We start from the raw sequence: 21244 nt of genomic DNA on the forward strand, positions 1-21244 counted from the left end.
AAAGCGGGGAAACCAATTTAGCAGCACGACTGTCTAACTAAACTTTCTTTACTACAGTGTTTTGTCGCTCACCCCCGCCAAAGCGGGGAAACCAATTTAGCAGCACGACTGTCTAACTAAATTTTTTTTGCTACAGCGTTTTGCCGTTCACCCCCGCCAAAGCGGGGAACCCAACTTAGTAGCACAACAGGCTAACTAATTTTTTATGAACTAATTGTATATTTTTATTATTCTCCATTTACCACGGAGACTGCAGAGGAATAACATTGCTAACCTCTTATGTTTCGAACTTTAAATGCTCCTGTTTTATAATGCAAGCCTTTAGTTGTTTTTAATTTAAAAATAACACGAACGGCAATATTTGTAGGTTTTTAATGGTTTTTTCGAAGTAGATAGGTATTTTTAATTGCAATGTTTAAATTTAGTCCAGTCGTTTTATTAACATTAAAAGCAAAATTACACTGTATTTTTGTTTTTTTAAGTGTTTTTTTATAAAGGGAGCATCATCTCGCTCCCAGATATCAGTAATACGATTCATATGGCTTTACTTTATTAAAATATAGAGAAAGTAAAGCCAGCAAATTTACGCTAGCTACATTTCTAATTCCCAGCTTATCAGGGTGGAGCGAACCATATTTATTACGAAATATAGTGAACGCTGTGATTTAACATGTATGTAGTCTGGGTCTGCGGTAATTTCGCGCTCACAGTCACTAGATTCATAGATTGGAGAGTTTGATTCATACCACATTTCATAAGAAGTTTCACCAATTTCGTCTTCATAGATTGTATCTATTAGGTCATACTCAAAAATACGTAGGCTGAACTTATTAAGCATATCGCAGAAGAGGTCTGCATTGCTTTCGGTTGCAGCCAATGGTGACGGCCACAGCTTAGTACCATTTCCATTACCCTGAATGAAAACTTCGTTTGCAGGATAAATAAATGTATCTGCCTGTCCACAACTTTCTTCGGACATTGTTTCAGACGATGTTTGTTCTGCACTTAATACTGCTTCTGGCAACGTTAACATTTCCTCGTTCAGGGGCTCATTTTGTCCATAATCGTTGGACGACAAAGCCTTTAATGCTTGCTCCCAAGTTAAATTCATTTCACTTTGAGCAATTTCATCTAGTGCTTGGTTTAAAGGGATTGCCATTGCTTTTTTTAGTTTTTTTGCATCTTTTTTGGCGCGAGAAATAGACAGGCCAGAAGGAAAGTATTGTTCTAACTGATTCATAGTGTAAACCTTAAATATGCTTACGTCCGCCCACTAACATTACGCATGTTAAATGTTTAACTATTTTTATTTGATAGTATGATTATCCGACAGGACTGCGCTTAAAGTGGGCGAAACGAGCTCATCAGTAAAGCTCTGAAAAGATTATTAAATAAATTAAATAGGATCCCACCTCTTTTATTCAAACGCATAAAAAGGCTGTATTGGCATAAAACAAGCCAGCTAAGCTTTTAAATAATTTACCAATCCATTTGTATTAATCTTTGTATAAAAAAGAATGTTAAGTAGCTATTTTTTATGGGTAAATTATATTATTTAATGTAATATACTTTACAAAGTAACAATATGAGCAAACGGACTGTGAATATACTTCTTTCTTGGCTGGGCACCAAAGACATTGATAATATGCTCGATGGTGAAAAAAATGCTTCAATTTCAACTCTCGCTACTAACTCTCAAACTCCTTTTGATAAAATTGTAATACTCTCTAATCACCAGCATAAGTATTGGGAAAAGTTTGAAGACTTTGTAAAAAAGCGAATGGCTACAATTGGAAAACCATATCATGATATTCAGGTACATAAAGCTAATATTGTTAGCCCAATTGATTATGAGTCTATTCACCAAGTAACAGCGCTTTGGATCAATAAATTAAGTGAAGAGGCAGATTCCTTATCAATAAATCTGACCTCTGGCACGCCTGCAATGACCACTTTATCTGTGCTTATCGGTAAAGGTAAATCGAACGTTCAATTCCTTCAAGCATCTCCAAAAAATGAGTTGCTACACGTTGATATCCCCATTGATTTTGGCCAAGAGTATGTAAAGTCGGCATCTAAAAACATAGCGAATACGGCAACCTCTGAGCCTAAAATTGAACAGGCTTTTTCAAAACTCACTGCAAAATCAGTGCAAATGCAAAATGTAGTCAACAAAGCTAAAAAAATTGCAGCCTCAGAAGTGCCCGCACTTATTCTTGGTGAAACCGGAACTGGTAAAGAGCTAATGGCCACAGCCATTCATAAAGGAAGCTTGCGAGCAAATAAGCCATTAAAAGTAATTAACTGCGGAGCATTTGCAGAAAACCTCGTTGACTCAACCTTGTTTGGTCATAAAAAAGGGGCCTTCACTGGAGCTGAAAAAGACCACCCAGGGCTTTTTGAACAGGCCGACGGCGGTACTTTATTTTTAGATGAGGTTGGTGAATTAACCCCCGAAATTCAAGTAAAGCTTTTAAGGGCATTACAACAAGGCGAGATCAACCGTTTAGGTGACACCCAAACCACTAATGTCGATGTTCGAGTTATTGCAGCCACACATAAAGATTTATCAAAGCTAGTAGAAGAAGGTAAGTTCCGCGAAGACTTATTTTATCGCTTAGCAGTGGGTATTATACAAATGCCAGCACTACGAGAGCGCATTGAAGATACCACAGTTATTGTTAATCAACTTGTAGAGCAAATAAATAAAGCAGGTAGCAAACATCCCGACTACATAAGTAAAAATATTTCCGAAAAGGGAATAAAGTTTATTTTATCTCAGCCGTGGCAAGGTAATATTAGAGAGCTGTGGAGTACATTAAACCGTGCATTTTTATGGTCTGACTCACAAACAATAACTGAAAATGACTTATCAAGTGCCATGATTAATCGTGCTAAAAATGAAAGCTTTACAGATGTTACGCTGTCATACGACGATAAATTAGATATTACGCAGTTAGTTGATAAATATAAAAAAGCTTATGTTTTAGCTGCTTTAAAAGCAAGTGGAAATGTTAAAAGCCACGCGGCCCAAATGCTTAACTTAAAAGATCACCAAACGCTTAGCAATTGGATGAAGCGCTTAAACATCAAACACGAAAAATAAAAAGGACAATAGTGTTGGTATATAAGTTGCCAATACCTATTGAGTAAAAGGAGAAGTAGCCAGTGAAAAAATCAAACTTTGAATTCTTAAAAGGTGTGAACGATATTCTTTACCGCATAGCGTTTGCTGCGGAAAAGAATTTTCCTGACGATCCTAATACCACATTAGTAAAACTGCGCATGTTTGGAGAAGCGTCAGCCAAACACATTGCTAAACTTCTTGATTTAGAGCTTCCCCCTACGCAGGTTGACCTTATCAGAGAGCTTGCAAAAATATCGTGGGTTGATGACACCATAATCAATATTTTTCATATGCTGCGTAAAGTAGGTAATCAAGCTGTTCACGACTACCACAACGATTTAGACGATGCCGAAATGGCACTGCGTTTAGCATTTCGTTTAAGTATTTGGTACTACCGACTAATTAATAAAGACGTTGATTTTGCAGCGCCTATATTTGTACTACCAGATGGCCAACAAGAAAACGAATACCAACACCAAGTAACAGAGCTAAAGCAAGCGCTACAACAAGCATTAAATAGTAACGCGCAAACCGACACAGAACTTGCTCAAAACAAAAATCAACTTACCGCACTAAGTGGCTATATTGCTATTTTAGAAGGCAAGCAGCAAGAAACCGAGCAGCAAACACAAGACCGAGTAAACGCGCTTGAAGCACAGCTACAAGCCAAAGAAGCAGAGCTTGCACAAAAAACACAAGCAGAGCGCAAAGCATACAAGCAAGAAATCACTCAGCGTGCAGCAGCGCGCCGCTTAGACCTATCAGAAAAAGAAACGCGCTTTCTTATTGATCAGCAACTGCGTGATGCAGGCTGGGCTGCCGACACACCCGTATTAAATTATGCAAACGGTACGCGCCCACAAATAGGTAAAAACTTAGCTATAGCAGAGTGGCCAACCGATACCGACGAAACAGGTAAAACAGGCTTTGCCGACTATGTATTGTTTGTGGGTTTACAACCGGTAGGGGTTGTTGAGGCTAAAAAAATAAATACCGATGTATGCGGCAAATTAGCAGAGGCGCAGCGCTACAGTATTTACTTTAACCTTGAACATTTAAACGCCGAAATTCAAGCGCGAGCTGCAAACGAAGCAGAGCATCAAAAAGTAGCAGAGCAACTACAAACTCAAAACAGCTACCAAATTACGTGGAAAGAATCCAAAGAGCCAAACGCAAGAAGCTATAAAATACCGTTTGTATTTTCAACAAACGGGCGAGAGTACCGTCGCCAGTCATTAAGTAAAAGCGGTATTTGGTATCGCGATGTTCGTAAAGTGAGTAACCAAGCTAAAGCATTACCTGCATGGCATACACCAGGCGAACTAAAAGCTAAGCTCGATGGCAACATAGATGCCGCGCAGCAATGGCTCGAAACTAACGAACCAACTGGCTTAGGTCTTCGTTATTTTCAAAAAGAGGCTATAACAGCCACCGAGCAAGCCATTAAAAAAGGCCAGCAAAATATACTACTTGCTATGGCAACCGGTACAGGTAAAACCCGTACCGCTATTGCGCTTATGTACAGGTTAATTCAGTCACGCCGATTTAATCGTATTTTGTTTTTGGTCGATAGGCGCTCATTGGGTGAGCAAGCATTAAACTCATTTGATGACACTCGCATAAACGATGTGCCTTTTAACACCATATTTAATATAAAAAGCCTGACCGATAAGTTTCCGTCAGACGCAACTAAAATACATGTATCAACTATTCAATCGCTAGTTAAGCGCACGCTACAAAGCGATGAATTTATGCCTGTAGAGCGCTACGACTGCATAATAGTAGACGAAGCACACCGTGGTTATATTCTTGATAAAGAACAAACCGATGGCGAAATGGAGTTTAGAAACCAGCTCGATTATGTATCAACGTACCGCAGAATACTTGACCATTTTGATGCAGTAAAAATAGGGCTTACTGCAACACCTGCATTACATACAACCGATATTTTTGGTTTGCCTGTGTATCGTTATAGCTACCGCAAAGCGGTGATAGACGGCTACTTAATAGACCAAGCACCGCCTATAAAAATTATTACTAAATTAAACCAAAACGGCATTTACATAGATAAAGGCTCAGAGGTAACACGCTTAACCTCTCAAGGGGAGCTAATTCAAGATACCCTTGAAGATGAACGCGACTTTGAAGTAGCCAGCTTTAACCGCGATATTATTGCATCAAACTTTAATAAAATAGTTGCCGAATCACTCGCAACAAAGCTCGACCCAACAGGTAAGCAAAAAACACTCATATTTTGTGTAAACAACACCCATGCCGATAACATGGTGATTGAGCTGCGTGAGGCTTTTAAAAAGCATTATCCAAACCTTGAGCACGACGCCATTATAAAAATAACCGGCGAAAGCGATAAAGATCCTAAAAAAATACAAAGTATGATCACCCGCTACAACAAAGAACGTTTACCTAATATTGTGGTAACGGTAGACCTACTCACTACAGGGATAGACGTACCGAGTATTTGTAACCTCGTATTTTTACGTAAAGTAAAAAGCCGTATTTTGTACGAGCAAATGAAAGGGCGTGCCACACGTTTATGCCCAGAGGTTGGCAAAGTTAACTTTACCATTTACGATGCCGTCGATTTATACGACTCGCTAGAATCGGTAGATACAATGCCCCCAGTCGTTGTGCGTCCAAAAGTAGAGTTAAACACCTTAGTAAACGAAATAACCGACTCACAAACTTATAAAACACTCGAAGCCGATGGTCGCTCGTTTGCACACCACAGCCACGAGCAACTCGTGGCTAAAGTACAGCGCATTGTCGGTCATGGTGTATTTAATCAAGATAAATCAGCCCAAATAGACCAATCAATAAAACGCTTAGATACCGTATTGGCCGGTGCTGCCGGTTGCGACTTTGCAAGCCTTGCACAAACCCTAAAAACTAAAGGGCCAGAGCAAAGCGCTGAAATTTTTACTCAACTTCCAAAGCTGGTCGAAAACCTAGAGCATCTTAAAAAGCAAATAAACGAGCTACGCCACGAGCCTATTTTTACCGACATAGAAGACGAGCTAATAGAATTTAAAGAAGGCTATGGCGATTACGACAACGCCGAAGACTTTTTAGACGCGTTTGACAAACTCGTTGAGCAAAGCGAAAACAGTCAAGCTGCACTACAAACCGTTATCACCAAACCTAAAGACTTAACCCGTAAAGCATTAATAGAGCTACAAGAGTGGTTTGATGCGCAATCGTTTGACGAGTCAACACTTAGGGTTGCATGGAAAAAAACCACCAACCAAGATATTGCCGCACGGTTAATAGGGCATATTCGCCGCGCAGCACTCGGCGATGCATTACTCCCGTTTGATGAGCGTGTAAATAACGCACTGGCTAAAATAAAGCAGCAAAAACCGTGGAGTAACGAACAGCTACAGTGGTTAGAGCGCTTAGCCAATAGCTTAAAAGAGCAAGTAGCCATTGACGACGACACCTTTAAAACCGGTAATTACCGCCGCCGAGGTGGTAAGCGCAAGCTCGATGCTATTTTTAATAACGAGCTTAACCAAGTGCTAGAACAATTTAATAACTATATGTGGGAGCAACCTGCTTAATTAATGTAGGTCGGGCTTTAGCCCGAAAAATTATTAAGCAATATTAAATGTTAGCCTAAAGGCCAACCTACAAACGGTGTAGGTCGGGCTTTAGCCCGACAAAATAGAGGGTGGAATTATGTCATGGAATGACTTAAGAAAAGGACGATATTCACAAGCAAGTGCAGAATATTTTATAACTTTTAATACTCATAATAGGTTATCAATATTTGAAGATGTTAAAATTGCACGTTTGTTTTGCCAACACATCGCTGTAAATGAACAAAAGCATCAGTGTAAATGGTTAACGTGGGTATTGATGCCAGATCACTTTCATGGCTTGTTAAGGTTAGGTGAGAAGGAGCAGCTATCAAAGGTGATAGCAGAATTAAAAGGCACCACAGCGTATAAAATAAATGCTGAATTAGGCCGTAAAGGAAAATTATGGCAAACATCGTTTTATGATCATGCTTTACGTGAAGAAGAGAATAGAAAGAATATCGCACGGTATATAGTTGCTAACCCATTAAGAAAAGGGCTAGTTAAAGATATAAAGAATTATCCATATTGGAATTCAATATACCTGTAGGTCGGGCTTTAGCCCGACAAGCTATTAAACAATATTAAAATGTTAGCCTAAAGGCCAACCTACAAATAAAGGTGTAGGTCGGGCTTTAGCCCGAAAATTATTGAACAATATTAAAATGTTAGCCTAAAGGCCAACCTACAAATAAACGATGTAGGTCGGGCTTTAGCCCGACAAGCTATTAAGCAATATTAAAATGTTAGCCTAAAGGCCAACCTACAAATAAACACTGTAGTTCGGGCTTTAGCCCAACAAGTTATTAAGCAAAATTAAATTTTGGCCTAATGGCCAACCTACAAATGAAGAGACACTATGAACAACAATGATTTAGTAGCCAAACTTTGGAAAATGTGTGACACCCTGCGCGATGGCGGCGTGTCGTATCAAAACTACGTAAACGAGCTGGCCACATTGCTGTTTTTAAAAATGACCGAGCAAACAGGCACCGAAACCGACCTACTACCACAAGGCATGCGTTGGAACGACCTAAAAGGCAAAATAGGGCTCGACCAATTACAGTTTTACCGCAACATGCTAGTACAGCTAGGTAACGACAAACACGCCATTGTGCGTGCTATATTCCAAAACGTAAATACCACCATTACCAATGCAGGGCAGCTTACAGAGCTTGTAACCACAATGGATAGCCTAGATTGGTACGAAAGCGGCGATGGCGAGAATGTTGTTAAAACCCGTGACGACTTTGGCGACATGTACGAAGGCTTATTGCAAAAAAACGCCAACGAAACTAAATCGGGCGCTGGCCAGTACTTTACGCCAAGGCCACTAATAGAAACAATGGTGCGTTTACTACAGCCACAACCGCGCGAAATCATTCAAGATCCCGCAGCGGGCACCGCAGGCTTTTTAATCGAGGCCGACAAATACATTAAAAGCCAAACCAACGATTTAGACGACCTAGACGACGAAACCCAAGAATTCCAAATGAAGCGTGCCTTTGTTGGGCTTGAGCTAGTACCTGAAACCCGCCGCCTTGCATTAATGAACTGTTTATTACACGACATTGAAGGCAATGACGAACTAGGCGGTGCTATACGCCTTGGTAACAGCTTAGGTAACGATGGCGAAAACCTGCCAAAAGCCAATGTAATACTTACAAACCCACCGTTTGGCTCGGCAAGCAGCACTAATATTACCCGTACCTTTGTATACCCAACATCAAACAAGCAACTGTGTTTTATGCAGCATATATACAATAGCCTTGAACCAGGTGGTCGTGCGGCAGTGGTAATACCCGATAACGTATTATTTGAAGGTGGCAGAGGCACTGAAATACGCACCGACTTAATGCACAAATGTAACCTACACACAATTTTACGCCTACCTACCGGTATATTTTACGCTGCGGGTGTTAAAACTAACGTGTTGTTTTTTCAAAAAGGCACGCCGCAAAATCCAAACCAAGATAAAGACTGTACAACAAACACCTGGGTGTACGACTTACGTACTAACATGCAAACCTTTGGTAAACGCAGCCCATTTACTCATAAATACCTCGAAAACTTCGAACAGGTATACAACCCTGTAGGTTGGGCTTTAGCCCAAAAAGGCAATGAAGGTTCTACAGGCTGCCAAAGCCTTAAAGAAATGCTCGATTCGCGCGAAGAAGGCGTTTACAATATTTTAGGTTGTACTACACCTATCAATGATGAAGATATTAAAAACACTGACAACTCTGAGCTAATAGAAAACGCTCGCTGGCGCAAATTCTCACGTGAGTTTATTAAAGCTAAAAACGACAGCTTAGATATAACATGGCTTAAAGATAACTCAGTAACCGATGCTGCAAATTTGCCTGAGCCTGATGTATTAGCGACTCAAGCGATGACAGAACTGACCGAAGCGCTACGAGAAATGAACCAGCTGATGATAGATCTTGGCGCAAGTGACCAAGCTGAGGGGCAAGTTGCTTTGTTGGCTGAAGAATTTGGGCTAGAGAAAAAAGTCATTGAGGGGGCTGAGTAATGACTCAACAGGAAGAGATCAAATTACCTAAGGGCTGGGTTGAAGCTCCTTTAGAAGAAATTGCCAAGTGGGGAGCAGGTGGAACACCAAAAAGAAGTGAAACTTCTTATTACGGTGGCGATATCCCTTGGGTAAAAACTGGTGATCTCGGTCCAAGAAGATTAAAAGTAGCTTCTGAGCATATCACTGAACTAGGTGTTAAAAATTCTAGCGCGAAGCTTTTCACCAAAGGGTCAGTTGCAATAGCGATGTATGGTGCCACGATAGGTAAAACTTCTATCTTAGACTTTGATGCTACAACTAATCAGGCATGTGCTGTTGGTCAGCCTATAGCAGATGTTACAGATACTGAATTTCTTTACTATATACTTAAAAATGAAAAGCAAAACTTCATTGATAAAGGTAAAGGTGGAGCACAGCCAAATATTTCTCAGCAAATTATCAAAGCTCATACAATAGGTTTTCCACCACACCCCGAACAAAAGCGCATTGTTGAAAAGCTTGATAGCGTATTGGCGCAGGTCGACACCATTCAACAACGCCTTAACAACTTACCGGATATCATAAAACGTTTCCGCCAATCCGTCCTCGCCGCCGCCGTCTCCGGCAAACTCACCGAGCAATGGCGTGACTCTAGTGACATAGCACAATGGAAACAAGTTAAGTTAGGTGATGTAGGTAAAGGCTTTAATTATGGCTCTTCAACTAAATCAGAGAAAGAAGGTAGGGTTCCTGTATTGCGCATGGGGAATATTCAATCAGGAAAACTAGATTGGGAGAAGCTTGTTTATACCTCAGATCCGGATGAAATAAAGAAATATAAACTAAATAAATATGATGTTGTTTTTAATCGAACCAATAGCCCTGAACTTGTTGGAAAAACAGCAATATACCTAGGGGAGAAAGAAAGTATTTTTGCAGGGTATTTGATTAGAGTTCAAGGAAGTGAAAGACTTGATGCACTTTTTTTAAATTTTTTATTAAATAGCCCAAAGGCAAGAGCTTATTGTAGGGAAGTGAAAACAGATGGTGTGAGCCAGTCCAATATAAATGCTCAAAAGCTAAAGGCATTAGAATTTAATTTACCTCCAATGACCGAACAAACCGAAATCGTCCGTCTTGTAGAACAATACTTCGCTTTAGCCGATACCTTAGAAAAGAACCTCGCGAATGCCAAGCAGCGAGTTGATAACCTAACTCAATCGATATTAGCCAAAGCCTTTCGCGGTGAACTTGTACCACAAGACCCAAACGACGAACCTGCCGATAAGTTATTAGCGCGTATAAAAGCCGCCCGACTTGAAGCCGAAAAGCTAGAAAAAGCTGCCAAAAAGGCAGCAAAAGCCAGTAAGAAATAACACGCTATTTGTAGGTCGGCATTTATGCCGACATGGTTGCGAATAAACACCCATTGTCGGAAAAAAGCGATATATAAGCCAAAGGTTAGAAAAAACTGAATGGCTGCGGAATAAACCTAAGTAACAGGGACTTAAACAATGAGCTTTTTCAATAAGCAACAATTTGATCTTTTAAAAACGTGGGCCAAACAAAAATATCATAAAAATGATGTTGATCATCAATCGGCTTATAAAGGGCTAGCTAATATCTATAGACTAGTCGAGCAATGGACAGATAGCCTACAAACACAAGTTTTCCCCAATGGACGAATTGATATTAGAAAAAGCCCAGTTAATCAAGCTCAAAAGTTTGAAAGTTATATGTGGGGCAAGATTTACCCAAGTACAAATTCTCCTAAAGCTTTAGCTTATACCGTTGGGTTTAATACTGAAGGATTAAATATAAAAATTGATACAGTTTCTTTGAAAGGAAATGATGAAAAACGAAAAAGATATCTTGAAGTACGAGGCGAATTTACCTCATCGGGAATAGTAAGCCAATTACCAATTAATGATGCTTTAGCTCTTAGCTTAGAACAAATTGTTGAGTGGTCTACAAGCCAGATTAAAGGGTTTCAATTTACATATGAGCAATTAGCAAAAAAAATTGGTTTAAGTGACTCTAACGAGTTTCCTTATATCGAGAAATGTAACACTTCGATAGCATTTGAAAAATTCATTAATAAGAAAGGTTTAAATAAAAAAATATTTGATGATGCCATAAGAGTTATACATGAGGCGGAACCAAGATTTGACTTATACAATATTAATCAAGAGTCATCTCCTTTACGTTTTGGAAGTAAAGATAATACGAAAAAGCCAGGTAAAGTGGCAGGAATGTTTGTTATTGAAAAGGGGCAACTAAATTTATATTTTACTAAGCGATACGACCGTGAAGAAGCGAAAAAAATTCCTCTCAATCTAGACTTGAAGTCGAATGAAGCTTTAATCAATGAAGTATTGAAAGGGCAGCTAGCTACTTTTCAAGAGAACGGATTATGTGGTGATTCTCGTTGGCCAACATTTTATGGTGAAGTAGAAAGTATTAGTGATGATGGTAATAAAGATGGTGGTCCACTAGGTGCTCACTCCCCACTAAATCAGATCCTTTACGGGCCACCAGGTACAGGAAAAACCTACCACTGTATTGAAGCAGCTGTTAAAGCTGCCGACCCCTTACTTCACAAGTCAATTGTTGATAACACCGTTGAATCTGATGATTTAACGGTTAGAGAAAAGCTTGAAAACGCGTATAAGTTATTGGTTGCCAAAGGCCAAATTCGCTTTGTTACCTTTCATCAGAGTTATGGTTATGAAGAGTTTGTTATTGGATTAACCGCCAGAACTAAAGGTAAACAGTTAACATATTTTGAAAAGGATGGTGTTTTTAAAGAAATATGTGATGAGGCTAAAACCTATCGGGAAACAATCACTGTCAAAAGTAGTGAGTCTTTCATTACATGCTGGCAAGCATTTGTTGAAAAATTTAGTGAAGTTGAAACAGGTATTGAAATTCAAACAGTAAGTGGGAAATCATCTATAAATGTTTACGATATTGATAATGATGTCATTCGTTTCGATAAAAAAATAGGTACGTCAGTTCACTCATTAAATGTTAAAACACTCAAAGCCATATTTGATAAAAAACGCGTGATTAAAGGTGGGCTAGAACCTTATTACGCTGCAATGATTAAATATATAAAGTCACTTGCAGATGATAATTCTAATACCCATATTGAACGTAAAAATTATGTGTTAATTATTGATGAAATCAACCGAGGCAATATCTCAAAAATATTTGGTGAATTAATTACTTTAATTGAACCGTCAAAGCGTTTAGGTGCTAAAGACGAATTAGAGGTTATTTTACCTAATTCGGAAGAGCCATTTTCAGTACCTGATAACTTATATTTAATTGGAACTATGAATACGGCTGATAGATCACTAGCGATGATGGATACTGCATTGCGTCGCCGTTTTGATTTTATAGAAATGATGCCACAGCCAGAATTGTTTAAAGGTAAAGAAGTTAAAGGTATTGACCTTGAGCTGCTACTTAAAACAATGAACAAGCGTATTGAGGTGCTTTACGACCGAGAACATACATTAGGGCATGCTTTTTTAATCCCTGTTTTAGACGCTTTTAATAGTGACGATAATGCTGAAGAAAAAGCCTTTACTGAACTTAAAAACACGTTCAAAAATAAAATCATCCCGCTACTTGAAGAGTATTTTTTTGAAGACTGGAATAAAATTCGCTTAGTATTAGGTGACAACCGAAAAGAAAAAAGTGAATTAGAACAATATATTTTTGTGAAGTCGAAAAACGAAAAATATACTGATATTTTTGGTGAAAATCATGGCTTAGAAACCTACGAAGACACAAAAACCACATACACCTTAGCTGATTTTAACGTTCAAGGTTCAGTATGGAATAAGCCGACAGCCTATCAAACTATTTATGACGATACATTGCTTAAAAGCCCAGCGAACACTAGTGATGATGCAGGTGAAGTTACATCCTCGAGTGCTCAGTAATGCCGGAAGTAAAAAAGCAAACTACTGTTTTTGAGTTTGGGTATTTGGGCTTTTGTGAAAAAGCTCAAATGTCTAGTCGGGTAGAGGTTATTCCACAAAGTGCATATGACTATTTAAAAAGCTTATGTTTATGTGATGACTCAGAAAGTCGATTTATGCGCTTAAGGCAAGTTGATAGCTGTGAAGTATTACAAGTTAAAAACTATGCCGGTGTGATTTTTACTCCCGATGGAACCCAAATAGAAGTATTGCCTAAAGTAGCTAAAAATAGTGATGACAGCGCCTCGCGCGCGTCATTACTAATGATGCTTAAATCACTTAAGCAGTTTAGGCACTTACAAACTAATAACGCTAATTTAGCTGAAAATAAAATACCTTTACTAGAGGTTTTTATTAGCCAGTTTTTAGCCTCTGTAAATACCTTAATAAAGCGCGGGCTTAAAAGTGACTATGTACTAAAAGAAGATAACGTTGCCTTTTTAAAAGGTAAGCTTTTGGTAGGTAAACAAGTTAAGCATAACTTTATTAATAAACATAAGTTTTATGTTGAGTACGAAGAGTATTTACAAGACAGGCCGGTTAATCGATTAATACACACCGCACTTGTAAAGGTGAAAGGCTATAGCCGCAGTGCTAATAACCAAAAACTACTGCAAGAGCTGTTATTTGCTTTTGCAGACATACCACTAAGTAATAATGTAAAAAATGACTTTGCCAGCGTTAAGCTAGATAGAGGAATGAAGTATTACGAAGCCCCACTGGCGTGGACAAAGCTAATTATTGATGGGTTTTCTCCGTTAACTTTGCAGGGCAAGAGCAATGCATTTTCGTTGTTGTTTCCTATGGAAGCTGTTTTTGAAAGCTTTGTAGCTCAGTATTTAAAAAAGCATATTATAAGTTTGGGTGAGGTATCTGCCCAGGTGAGCAGTAAGTCTTTAGTTGATTATGGAAATACGCCTTATTTTTTACTAAAACCGGATTTATACATCTCACACAAAGGTGATATTGATAAAAATAATGACATTGTGCTTGATACAAAATGGAAATTAATAAACGAGAAAAACTCTAAACGAAAAGACAAGTTTGGGCTTTCTCAAGCTGATTTTTATCAAATGCTTGGCTATGGTCATACTTACTTAAATGGAGAAGGTGACTTAGTCCTTATTTACCCTAAAACAGACGTGTTTAGTAGTGCATTCCCGCAGAGCTTTAATTATGAGGGTGGTGCGCTAAAACTCTGGGTTGTTCCTTTTGATATACAAGCTGAATGTGAAAATAGAATAGATTTGAGCTGTTTAAATATCGGTCTTATTTAATATTAACGTTGCGAGTGGAGCAGTCGATGCAACCAATAGAAGAAACTATTCGAAGGGTCATAATTCAAGATTTTGACCTGCTGAATAATTATAAAGCATGCAATTTAATTGAAGCTCATAAAAATGATTTATTACAAACTCATAAAAATAAAATATTAAAACCATTAGATGGTTTTAGCTATTACGCTGATGAGGATGCAGACCATCTAGCCGATTATTATAATGCGCTTGAAGAGGGGGATTTTGTAAAAGCCTGTTATTTAGCTAAGCAATACGATGAAATTGAAGAGTTGCTTTTAAGCGCAATCGAAAGTAATGACGAAGAGCTTGCCATTACACTATTATTACTGGGTGCAAATATTAATCATCAATACGTTGGCGAGTACGATGATATAAATTACCCAATAACACTCGCGATGGCTAATGGATTAGAGTATGTGTTTAATGCTTTGCTTTTATTCCCTGACATAAACCTTGCAGTAATCGGAACCCCAATGATGGAAAACCCTGAAGTAAGACAGTTTTGCGGGTATTCGATAACTAACTCTGCGTTTTGCCCTTTGGCTGTCCTGCTTCAGGCTGAGTATCAAAACTTTGCAAGATTTATAAATGTTGATTTTGATGTCCCTCTTTCAGACAACTCTATGTTAAATACATTATTAATTGAACAAAATTTAATATATGAACTTAAGCAATTAATAGTTTTGGGTGGTTATGCTGATGACGTGGACGGTGATGATTGTGGTTATATAGGATCTCTATATTGGGATTATAAGAGCAAGCCAATAGATACAAACCTAAATAGAATAAGCGAATTTGAAAATATAATTTCTAATGTGCTAATACAAGGTCATGAGCCTTGGCTTATTGATTTAATAGATAATCTTGGTAAACCATATGCTAAATCACTAATTAAAGAGCTAGGTATAGAGGAACTCATTACCCAGCTTGCCGATAAGTATGAAGTCCAACAAGACAAAATTGATGAGTTAGAGGATGAACTCGCTGATGCAGCTTCGGATAATGATTATTTCAAAAGGTTAGACCTTACTTCGATTGTTAGTAACCACAATAAGTTTATAGAAATTGATATAACCGAAGAGTTTATTGAGCTTAATTTTAACTTTGTAAAGCCCTATGTAAAGGCAATAAAGGTAAGGCAGCAAAATGCCAAGTATGAATTTGTCTTAGAAATAAATACTGGTATTGAACTAACAGAAGAAATCAAAATATCAGGTTTTTTTAATAGGCCATTTCAAAGCTCCGTTAAAATGGCAGCCTATGTATATCAGAACTTAATATGTTTGAAAAAAGTGTATTTCAGCTTATTAGCTACTCATAGGGCTACACTTGAGCCACTCAACAAATTGACCCCTAATTTTATTGATGCATTGTTAAACCATGATGTAGTTATTGAAGGTTGTCATTCATTTGACCTATTTAAGTACTTAAGCATGTTGTGCGATGTGGACTCTGTCGACTTTTTTAACAGTGTGAACAAAGTAAATAAAAGCCAATATATTCAAGTTATTGTTGATAGAAAAATTGAGGTTAACTTGATTGACTTTAGGAAGTCTCTTCCAATTTACAGTGGTGAGATTGGCCCTCAGAATAAAGATGAATATAAAGTGTTTAATATTGCTCTTTACCAAGCAATTTTAACGCTAAGCAGAACTCAAATATATGAAAAACACAATAAGTAACTTATTTTTATATGTACATTTTAATAGTGAAATTATTTACATAAAAGTAATTTAATTTCCACCTATCAGTTTGGAAATAAACATAATATGTTAATAAACAATTAGTTATGTTTTGGCATCAACCTTGTAATAGTAGCCATGTGTTTAACTATTACAAGGCTCAGCCATGACTTCTAAAATAATTCTTAATGCAACTGATTCAATTACCTGTCCTCATTGTGATACTGACTTTCATGTACAAGATGCGATAGCAAAGCATTTAATTGAGCAGCATGAGAACGAGTATGAGCAACTACTCAACCAGCAATTAACTTCCTTTAAAGCCCAAGCCACAAAAGAGGCAGAAAAATCAGCGTCAAAAATATTTCAGCAGCAATTAACCCAATTAAAAGAGCAGTTAGAAGATAGTAAGCAAAGTGCAGAAATACTAAATGCTAAGATTGAATCTGAAAAAGTAAAAGTAGAGCAGCGCGTGAGAGAGGCTGTCAGTTTAGAACAACAAAGCCTAGAAGAGTCAATTAAATCTAAAGATGAGCAATTAGATCAATTTAGAAACGAAGAGCTTAAACTCAGAAAAGTTAAAACAGAGCTTGAAGATAAACAAAAAAACTTTGAGCTTGAATTCGCACGTAAAATTGAAGAGCAAAAGCAGTTACTTCGTGATGATGCTGCAAATGAGTTCAAATTGAAAGAAGCTGAGTACCGTAAAAAAATTGATGATGCTTCCAAAGCTAATAACGACCTTAAGCGCAAGCTAGAGCAAGGGTCACAACAGTTACAAGGTGAAGTTTTAGAGCTTGAGCTAGAGACTACATTGGCTCAGTTATACCCAGTAGATTTTATTGAACCTGTAAAAAAAGGAGCTAAAGGCGCAGATGTTATACAAACGGTTTGCATGCGCTCGGGTACTGTATGCGGAAAAATAGTTTGGGAAACAAAGCGAGCTGAAAATTGGTCAAACGCCTGGGTCAGCAAACTTAAAACAGATGTACAAAATGCTGCTGGTGATATTGGAGTGCTAGTAACAACCGTATTTCCTGCAAATACAAATGAACCTATGTTAATGGTTGATGGAGTTTGGTTAGTTAAACCTGCTTTAGCAAAAGGGCTTAGTGAGGCGCTTAGAATAGTGCTGCTAGAGTCACAGCGCCAAAAAACGGTGAGTGCGGGCAAAAGTGAACAAGTAGAAGCCATATATGATTATATTTGCAGCACGCAATTTGTTCATCGTTTAAAAGCGGTTGTAGATCATCAAGAACAAATGAAAATCGAACTTGATAAAGAAAGAAATGCAATGCAAAGGATTTGGAAAAAGCGTGAAGGACAAATAACAGGGATAACATCGCAAATGATGTCGATTTGTGGTGAGCTGCAGGGCCTCTCGCATGGTGGTATGCCAATGTTGGATGAAATAGCTACTTTAGAGTAATAAACAAAAACCAGTTAAGAGCAAATTTTGCTCTTAACTGGTCGCTAATATAAGTGATTTATCTAAATAATCACTTAACCACTTGATTTGAGTAAAATGAATGGTAGATTAACGCTAGTAGTATATAACTATCCCAAGGTCGGGAAGCAGTAAAAAGGAATTGCAGTGATAATACCCCAGCGTTACCCCTCTATTTATAGCTCTGCTCGGATAATAAAAATATCAAACGAGCCAATCATCCTTCTACCCGTAGCTTTATATAAAGCTAATGCATCAATTGATGAGGGAATCCCCTGTGCAAAATGATTTTTTAACTCCATCTCAATGGATTTCTCAGTTTCTTTCTTCTCGCAATTTAGACTCAGTAACTGGCGGGCCTTTGTTTACTTATCAGATGAGGTATGAAGAGTATCAAGAGCTAAAAACGGTTGTGTCAAGGTTTTATCCAAAGACAAGCATAAGCTCTCGCAAACACAAAGATTGGACCGCTTGCTTTGTATTATGTTGCTCTGAATGGTACAGGCGAGATTGTGATTCACTTAAATGGGAATGGTATTCAGCCTGGCAGTCTTTAGGTTTTGAGTTAACAGCTTCTCAAAGGGCTGATGTTATTCCTTTGGGGTTAAAGGGTTTTTGGAAACGACCTATTCGAAGCTATGAATCTGAAAGACGTAACTTTTTAGGCTCTGTATTTATAGAGGGTGGGTTACCGTTTCAACTAATAAGTACAAAAGAGAATAAATTTTCTGATTTGATTAGAAAGATTTTACGTAACTATTATAAAGTCGATTTAATTGGCATTCCATTAAAGCAATTGATAAGTGGTTATTTAGAACATTTTCCTAGCGTTTTTACTGAAGATGAATCAGTAGAGCTAATCGCTAAAATCGTTCGAAATTTAATGACGCTGGCTGATAAAGTCGATGCAAATAATCAAGATGATTTACCATCAACACAGCTTGATCAAATTTTACCTAACTGGCGTAGTCAATTTCCCATCCCATTAGATGTAAATACAGGAAAAGGCCTATTAGACAATTGGTTGATAGGTGCGTCCTCAGCAAGTTCTTCAATTAAAAAGCAGCATTCGAAACTATCTTGTAAGCACTTTTTTGATATAAATAATTTACTGTTTAGCTCTGAAGTATCCTTACCTAAATCACTAAACTTTAATTTTAAAAAATCAGACGTTAATTCAAGCAAGCTTGACCTAGGATTAAATGAAGGTGCTAAAAAAAGAGCTGACTTTGGAAGCGTGTTCGCGCAGTTCGAAACTAATCGCACAGTCATAAAGCCAAGAAAGAAAGGTGTTTGTTTTTCTAGAACCAATATTGATAGCTCTTTGTTTATTGAATTATCTGAACTAGGGGTTAATGTTGAGCAGCTTAATATTGAAAACTCTTCAATTGCATTAGGGGAGGCTCCTATTGGTTTTGTTTTTGATGAAGATGAAAATAAATATACTTGTATTGGTCAGGCAAGTTTTACTACTAAGCACAAAGAAATTTATGTTTTAGTACCGTCATCTTATGAAGTCGAAAACCTTAGTGGCTTTGCGTTGAAAGATAAAGATATTGAAGCCTATGGCTATAAATTAAGTTGGTATAAAGTTTCAGGTGATATTCAATTTTATTGTTCAGAAAGCCGATACCGTTTACGTACAAACTCTACATCGAATACTAGTGGAATGCTGGCTATAGTTGGTGATGAAGTTCAATGGGAAACCAGACCCGCTCAAGTATATAAGGGTGTCCCTGAAATCAAGTCGGTAGATGATCATGCAGATGTGAACTTTGGGTTGACGAGATTATTAGATAATAAACCAGTTAATACTATTAAAGAATATGAGAAATATGGACAACATGTATTTAGTGTAAAAAATAATGACGGCGATACTTTAATTAAGCGAAAAATAGCGGTTCTTCCCCAAGACTTGTCTATTTCCTTCAACAGTGAAAATGAAAATGCAGTAATCAATGTCACTACAGCTCAACCAATAGTTGTTTCACTAATTGCCTCTGAAACTAAAATAGTTCAATCAAAAAATAGTAACACTAGGCACTTTACTATAACGCCGAATTCTTTGCCTCCTGCAAAAGTAACCATGCAAATAAGTGCAAATTTACTTTGTGATCCAATTGAAATTACTTTGCCTTATCCTGCCGAAGGTATTTATGGTTTTGACAAAGATGGGAATGAATTATCAGAACAGCTTACCGTTCACCAATTACTTGGTTCTGAAATCTATTTATTTTCTAATCGAGATTATGACGAAAAATTTGAGTTGGAGTTTGCCTTAAAGCCTATTATTAGGAATTCTCCCATTATATTTTCATCTATTTCTGTAAGTAATAAACCTAAGGTTCTTAGTTTATACAGTTTTAAAGAAAAAATTGTTTCATTGCTGTCTTTATGTGACAAGTTGGATGCTGAAGTTGCTATAAGTATCAAATGTCGCGGATATAGAAAACAATTTACTGTAAGACGCTTTGCATCAGAAGTGAAGTTTGATCCTGTTGATAAACTGTACTCATTTGAATCAGGTGATTCTTCAGGGGAAGTGAGCCATAACCTGCTAGCAATGAAAATAGCAGCACCTGAATGTAAACCTGTAAGTTTACCTCGAAGAATACTCGGTAGCATTGAATTGGATAGGTTTGAAGTTGCTAAAGAAATGACTAAAGGGGGGCCTTGGCTAATTATTCCTGAAAATAGGCCTGATATTGACTTTAGACCTGTATTTTATTTTGAAGATGCACTCGAAATAGCAAATATTAAATCTTCATCTAGCATGCAATCAGCTGTTAGAGCCTTTCATCCTAAATTTAACCCCTTGGCTATTGCCGACATGATGGAGGTAATGGCTAATGATTATTACCACTCCAGTTGGCTTTACATGAGAAGTTTGTGGGATAACTTTGGTTATTTACCTTTATCAACTTTTGAGGTTTTTAAAGCATTAACAAAGAACCTTAGAGCATTAACTAGCATTTTATTCAAGTTTGAAATGGATGAGGAATTTATTCGTCGTTTAGACACTGAATTTCCGGTTCTTTGGGAATTAATTCCTTTGGACTATTGGCATAGTGCCAAAAATGATTTTATTAGCTCTTTAGAAAAAATAAATATTCCTGCTGACTTTATTCTCGAACAAGTCAATTCAATGTTTGATCGTTTGAGTAATTCGTTGCCAACTTATCCTGTAGAAATTATTGAACACTTAAAAGGGAAAAAATTGGCACCAAGGTTACCATTACCGCTTGAAAAGCAAGTCTTAAATGAAACCTGGTTACAAGAGTTAGTTAGGGATCATGCTGAATCAGATTGGCCAAATTCACAGCAAAAATTAATTGAAGAAGCTATGCGTTTATTAACTGAGGCAAGAGCTATTGTAGGCCCTTTACATTTTAGACAAACATCGGTTGTTTACTATCCGGTGATAGCTGCTGCAATAGCAACTAAAAAAGTTAATTTTGAACAGGTATTTTCAACCGACTCAGCAATCACCTTTGCTTTTAAGCAATTAAGAGACTTTGAACCCGTCTGGTTTTCATCTATGTATAGTTATTTTGTGAGTTACTTTACTCAAGAAGTGTAAAAGGAAT

General features: G+C 37.6%; 11 protein-coding genes. 10 read left to right on the forward strand and 1 reads right to left on the reverse strand.

All coding sequences use genetic code 11. The features are described from left to right. Positions 1 to 592: 592 nt before the first annotated feature. Positions 593 to 1240: a hypothetical protein gene (locus tag I6F10_RS13950; RefSeq protein ID WP_197099021.1), complete on the reverse strand. Its 648-nt coding sequence runs from the start codon at positions 1238 to 1240 to the stop codon at positions 593 to 595. A gap of 345 nt (positions 1241 to 1585) precedes the next feature. Between I6F10_RS13950 and I6F10_RS13955 the strand changes: the two genes are divergently transcribed. The 10 genes from I6F10_RS13955 (at position 1586) to I6F10_RS14000 (ending at position 21237) form a co-directional block, all read left to right on the forward strand. Next, positions 1586 to 3106, forward strand: coding sequence for a sigma-54 interaction domain-containing protein (locus tag I6F10_RS13955; protein WP_231619965.1), 1521 nt, complete (start codon positions 1586 to 1588; stop codon positions 3104 to 3106). Between the two features lie 62 nt (positions 3107 to 3168). After that, positions 3169 to 6705, forward strand: coding sequence for a type I restriction-modification system endonuclease (gene hsdR, locus I6F10_RS13960; RefSeq protein ID WP_197099022.1), 3537 nt, complete (start codon positions 3169 to 3171; stop codon positions 6703 to 6705). 118 nt (positions 6706 to 6823) lie between these two features. Then, positions 6824 to 7273: an REP-associated tyrosine transposase gene (locus I6F10_RS13965; RefSeq protein ID WP_197099023.1), complete on the forward strand. Its 450-nt coding sequence runs from the start codon at positions 6824 to 6826 to the stop codon at positions 7271 to 7273. Positions 7274 to 7582: 309 nt separating this feature from the next. Beyond that, positions 7583 to 9256 (forward strand): N-6 DNA methylase, encoded by a 1674-nt coding sequence (locus I6F10_RS13970; RefSeq protein WP_197099024.1) that lies wholly within the window; start codon positions 7583 to 7585, stop codon positions 9254 to 9256. Further along, positions 9256 to 10614 (forward strand): restriction endonuclease subunit S, encoded by a 1359-nt coding sequence (locus I6F10_RS13975; RefSeq protein ID WP_197099025.1) that lies wholly within the window; start codon positions 9256 to 9258, stop codon positions 10612 to 10614. The genes I6F10_RS13970 and I6F10_RS13975 overlap by 1 nt, the downstream gene beginning before the upstream one ends. A 138-nt stretch (positions 10615 to 10752) precedes the next feature. Further along, a complete protein-coding gene (locus I6F10_RS20290) occupies positions 10753 to 13191 on the forward strand; it encodes an McrB family protein (protein WP_231619966.1) in 2439 nt (812 codons plus the stop codon). Continuing rightward, complete coding sequence (locus I6F10_RS13985; RefSeq protein ID WP_197099026.1) at positions 13191 to 14507, forward strand: McrC family protein; 1317 nt, start codon at positions 13191 to 13193, stop codon at positions 14505 to 14507. Before I6F10_RS20290 ends, I6F10_RS13985 begins: the two co-directional genes overlap by 1 nt. A gap of 26 nt (positions 14508 to 14533) precedes the next feature. Next, entirely contained in the window at positions 14534 to 16210 is a 1677-nt protein-coding gene (locus tag I6F10_RS13990) for a hypothetical protein (protein WP_197099027.1), read from the forward strand. Between the two features lie 166 nt (positions 16211 to 16376). Next, on the forward strand, positions 16377 to 17639 hold the full coding sequence (locus I6F10_RS13995; RefSeq protein WP_197099028.1) for a DUF2130 domain-containing protein: 1263 nt from the start codon (positions 16377 to 16379) through the stop codon (positions 17637 to 17639). 295 nt (positions 17640 to 17934) lie between these two features. After that, on the forward strand, positions 17935 to 21237 hold the full coding sequence (locus I6F10_RS14000) for an STY4851/ECs_5259 family protein (RefSeq protein ID WP_197099029.1): 3303 nt from the start codon (positions 17935 to 17937) through the stop codon (positions 21235 to 21237). Positions 21238 to 21244: the final 7 nt, after the last annotated feature.

It is taken from the genome of Pseudoalteromonas sp. SWYJZ98, from assembly GCF_015864495.1.
Taxonomy (GTDB): domain Bacteria; phylum Pseudomonadota; class Gammaproteobacteria; order Enterobacterales; family Alteromonadaceae; genus Pseudoalteromonas; species Pseudoalteromonas distincta.

Excerpts from the sequence above, each read along its gene's own strand:
- I6F10_RS13990 (WP_197099027.1), top strand. The coding sequence starts at position 14,534 with ATGCAACCAATAGAAGAAACTATTCGAAGGGTCATAATTCAAGATTTT.
- I6F10_RS20290 (WP_231619966.1), top strand. The coding sequence starts at position 10,753 with ATGAGCTTTTTCAATAAGCAACAATTTGATCTTTTAAAAACGTGGGCC.
- I6F10_RS13995 (WP_197099028.1), top strand. The coding sequence starts at position 16,377 with ATGACTTCTAAAATAATTCTTAATGCAACTGATTCAATTACCTGTCCT.
- I6F10_RS13965 (WP_197099023.1), top strand. The coding sequence starts at position 6,824 with ATGTCATGGAATGACTTAAGAAAAGGACGATATTCACAAGCAAGTGCA.
- I6F10_RS13955 (WP_231619965.1), top strand. The coding sequence starts at position 1,586 with ATGAGCAAACGGACTGTGAATATACTTCTTTCTTGGCTGGGCACCAAA.
- I6F10_RS13985 (WP_197099026.1), top strand. The coding sequence starts at position 13,191 with ATGCCGGAAGTAAAAAAGCAAACTACTGTTTTTGAGTTTGGGTATTTG.
- I6F10_RS13970 (WP_197099024.1), top strand. The coding sequence starts at position 7,583 with ATGAACAACAATGATTTAGTAGCCAAACTTTGGAAAATGTGTGACACC.
- I6F10_RS13950 (WP_197099021.1), bottom strand. The coding sequence starts at position 1,240 with ATGAATCAGTTAGAACAATACTTTCCTTCTGGCCTGTCTATTTCTCGC.
- I6F10_RS13975 (WP_197099025.1), top strand. The coding sequence starts at position 9,256 with ATGACTCAACAGGAAGAGATCAAATTACCTAAGGGCTGGGTTGAAGCT.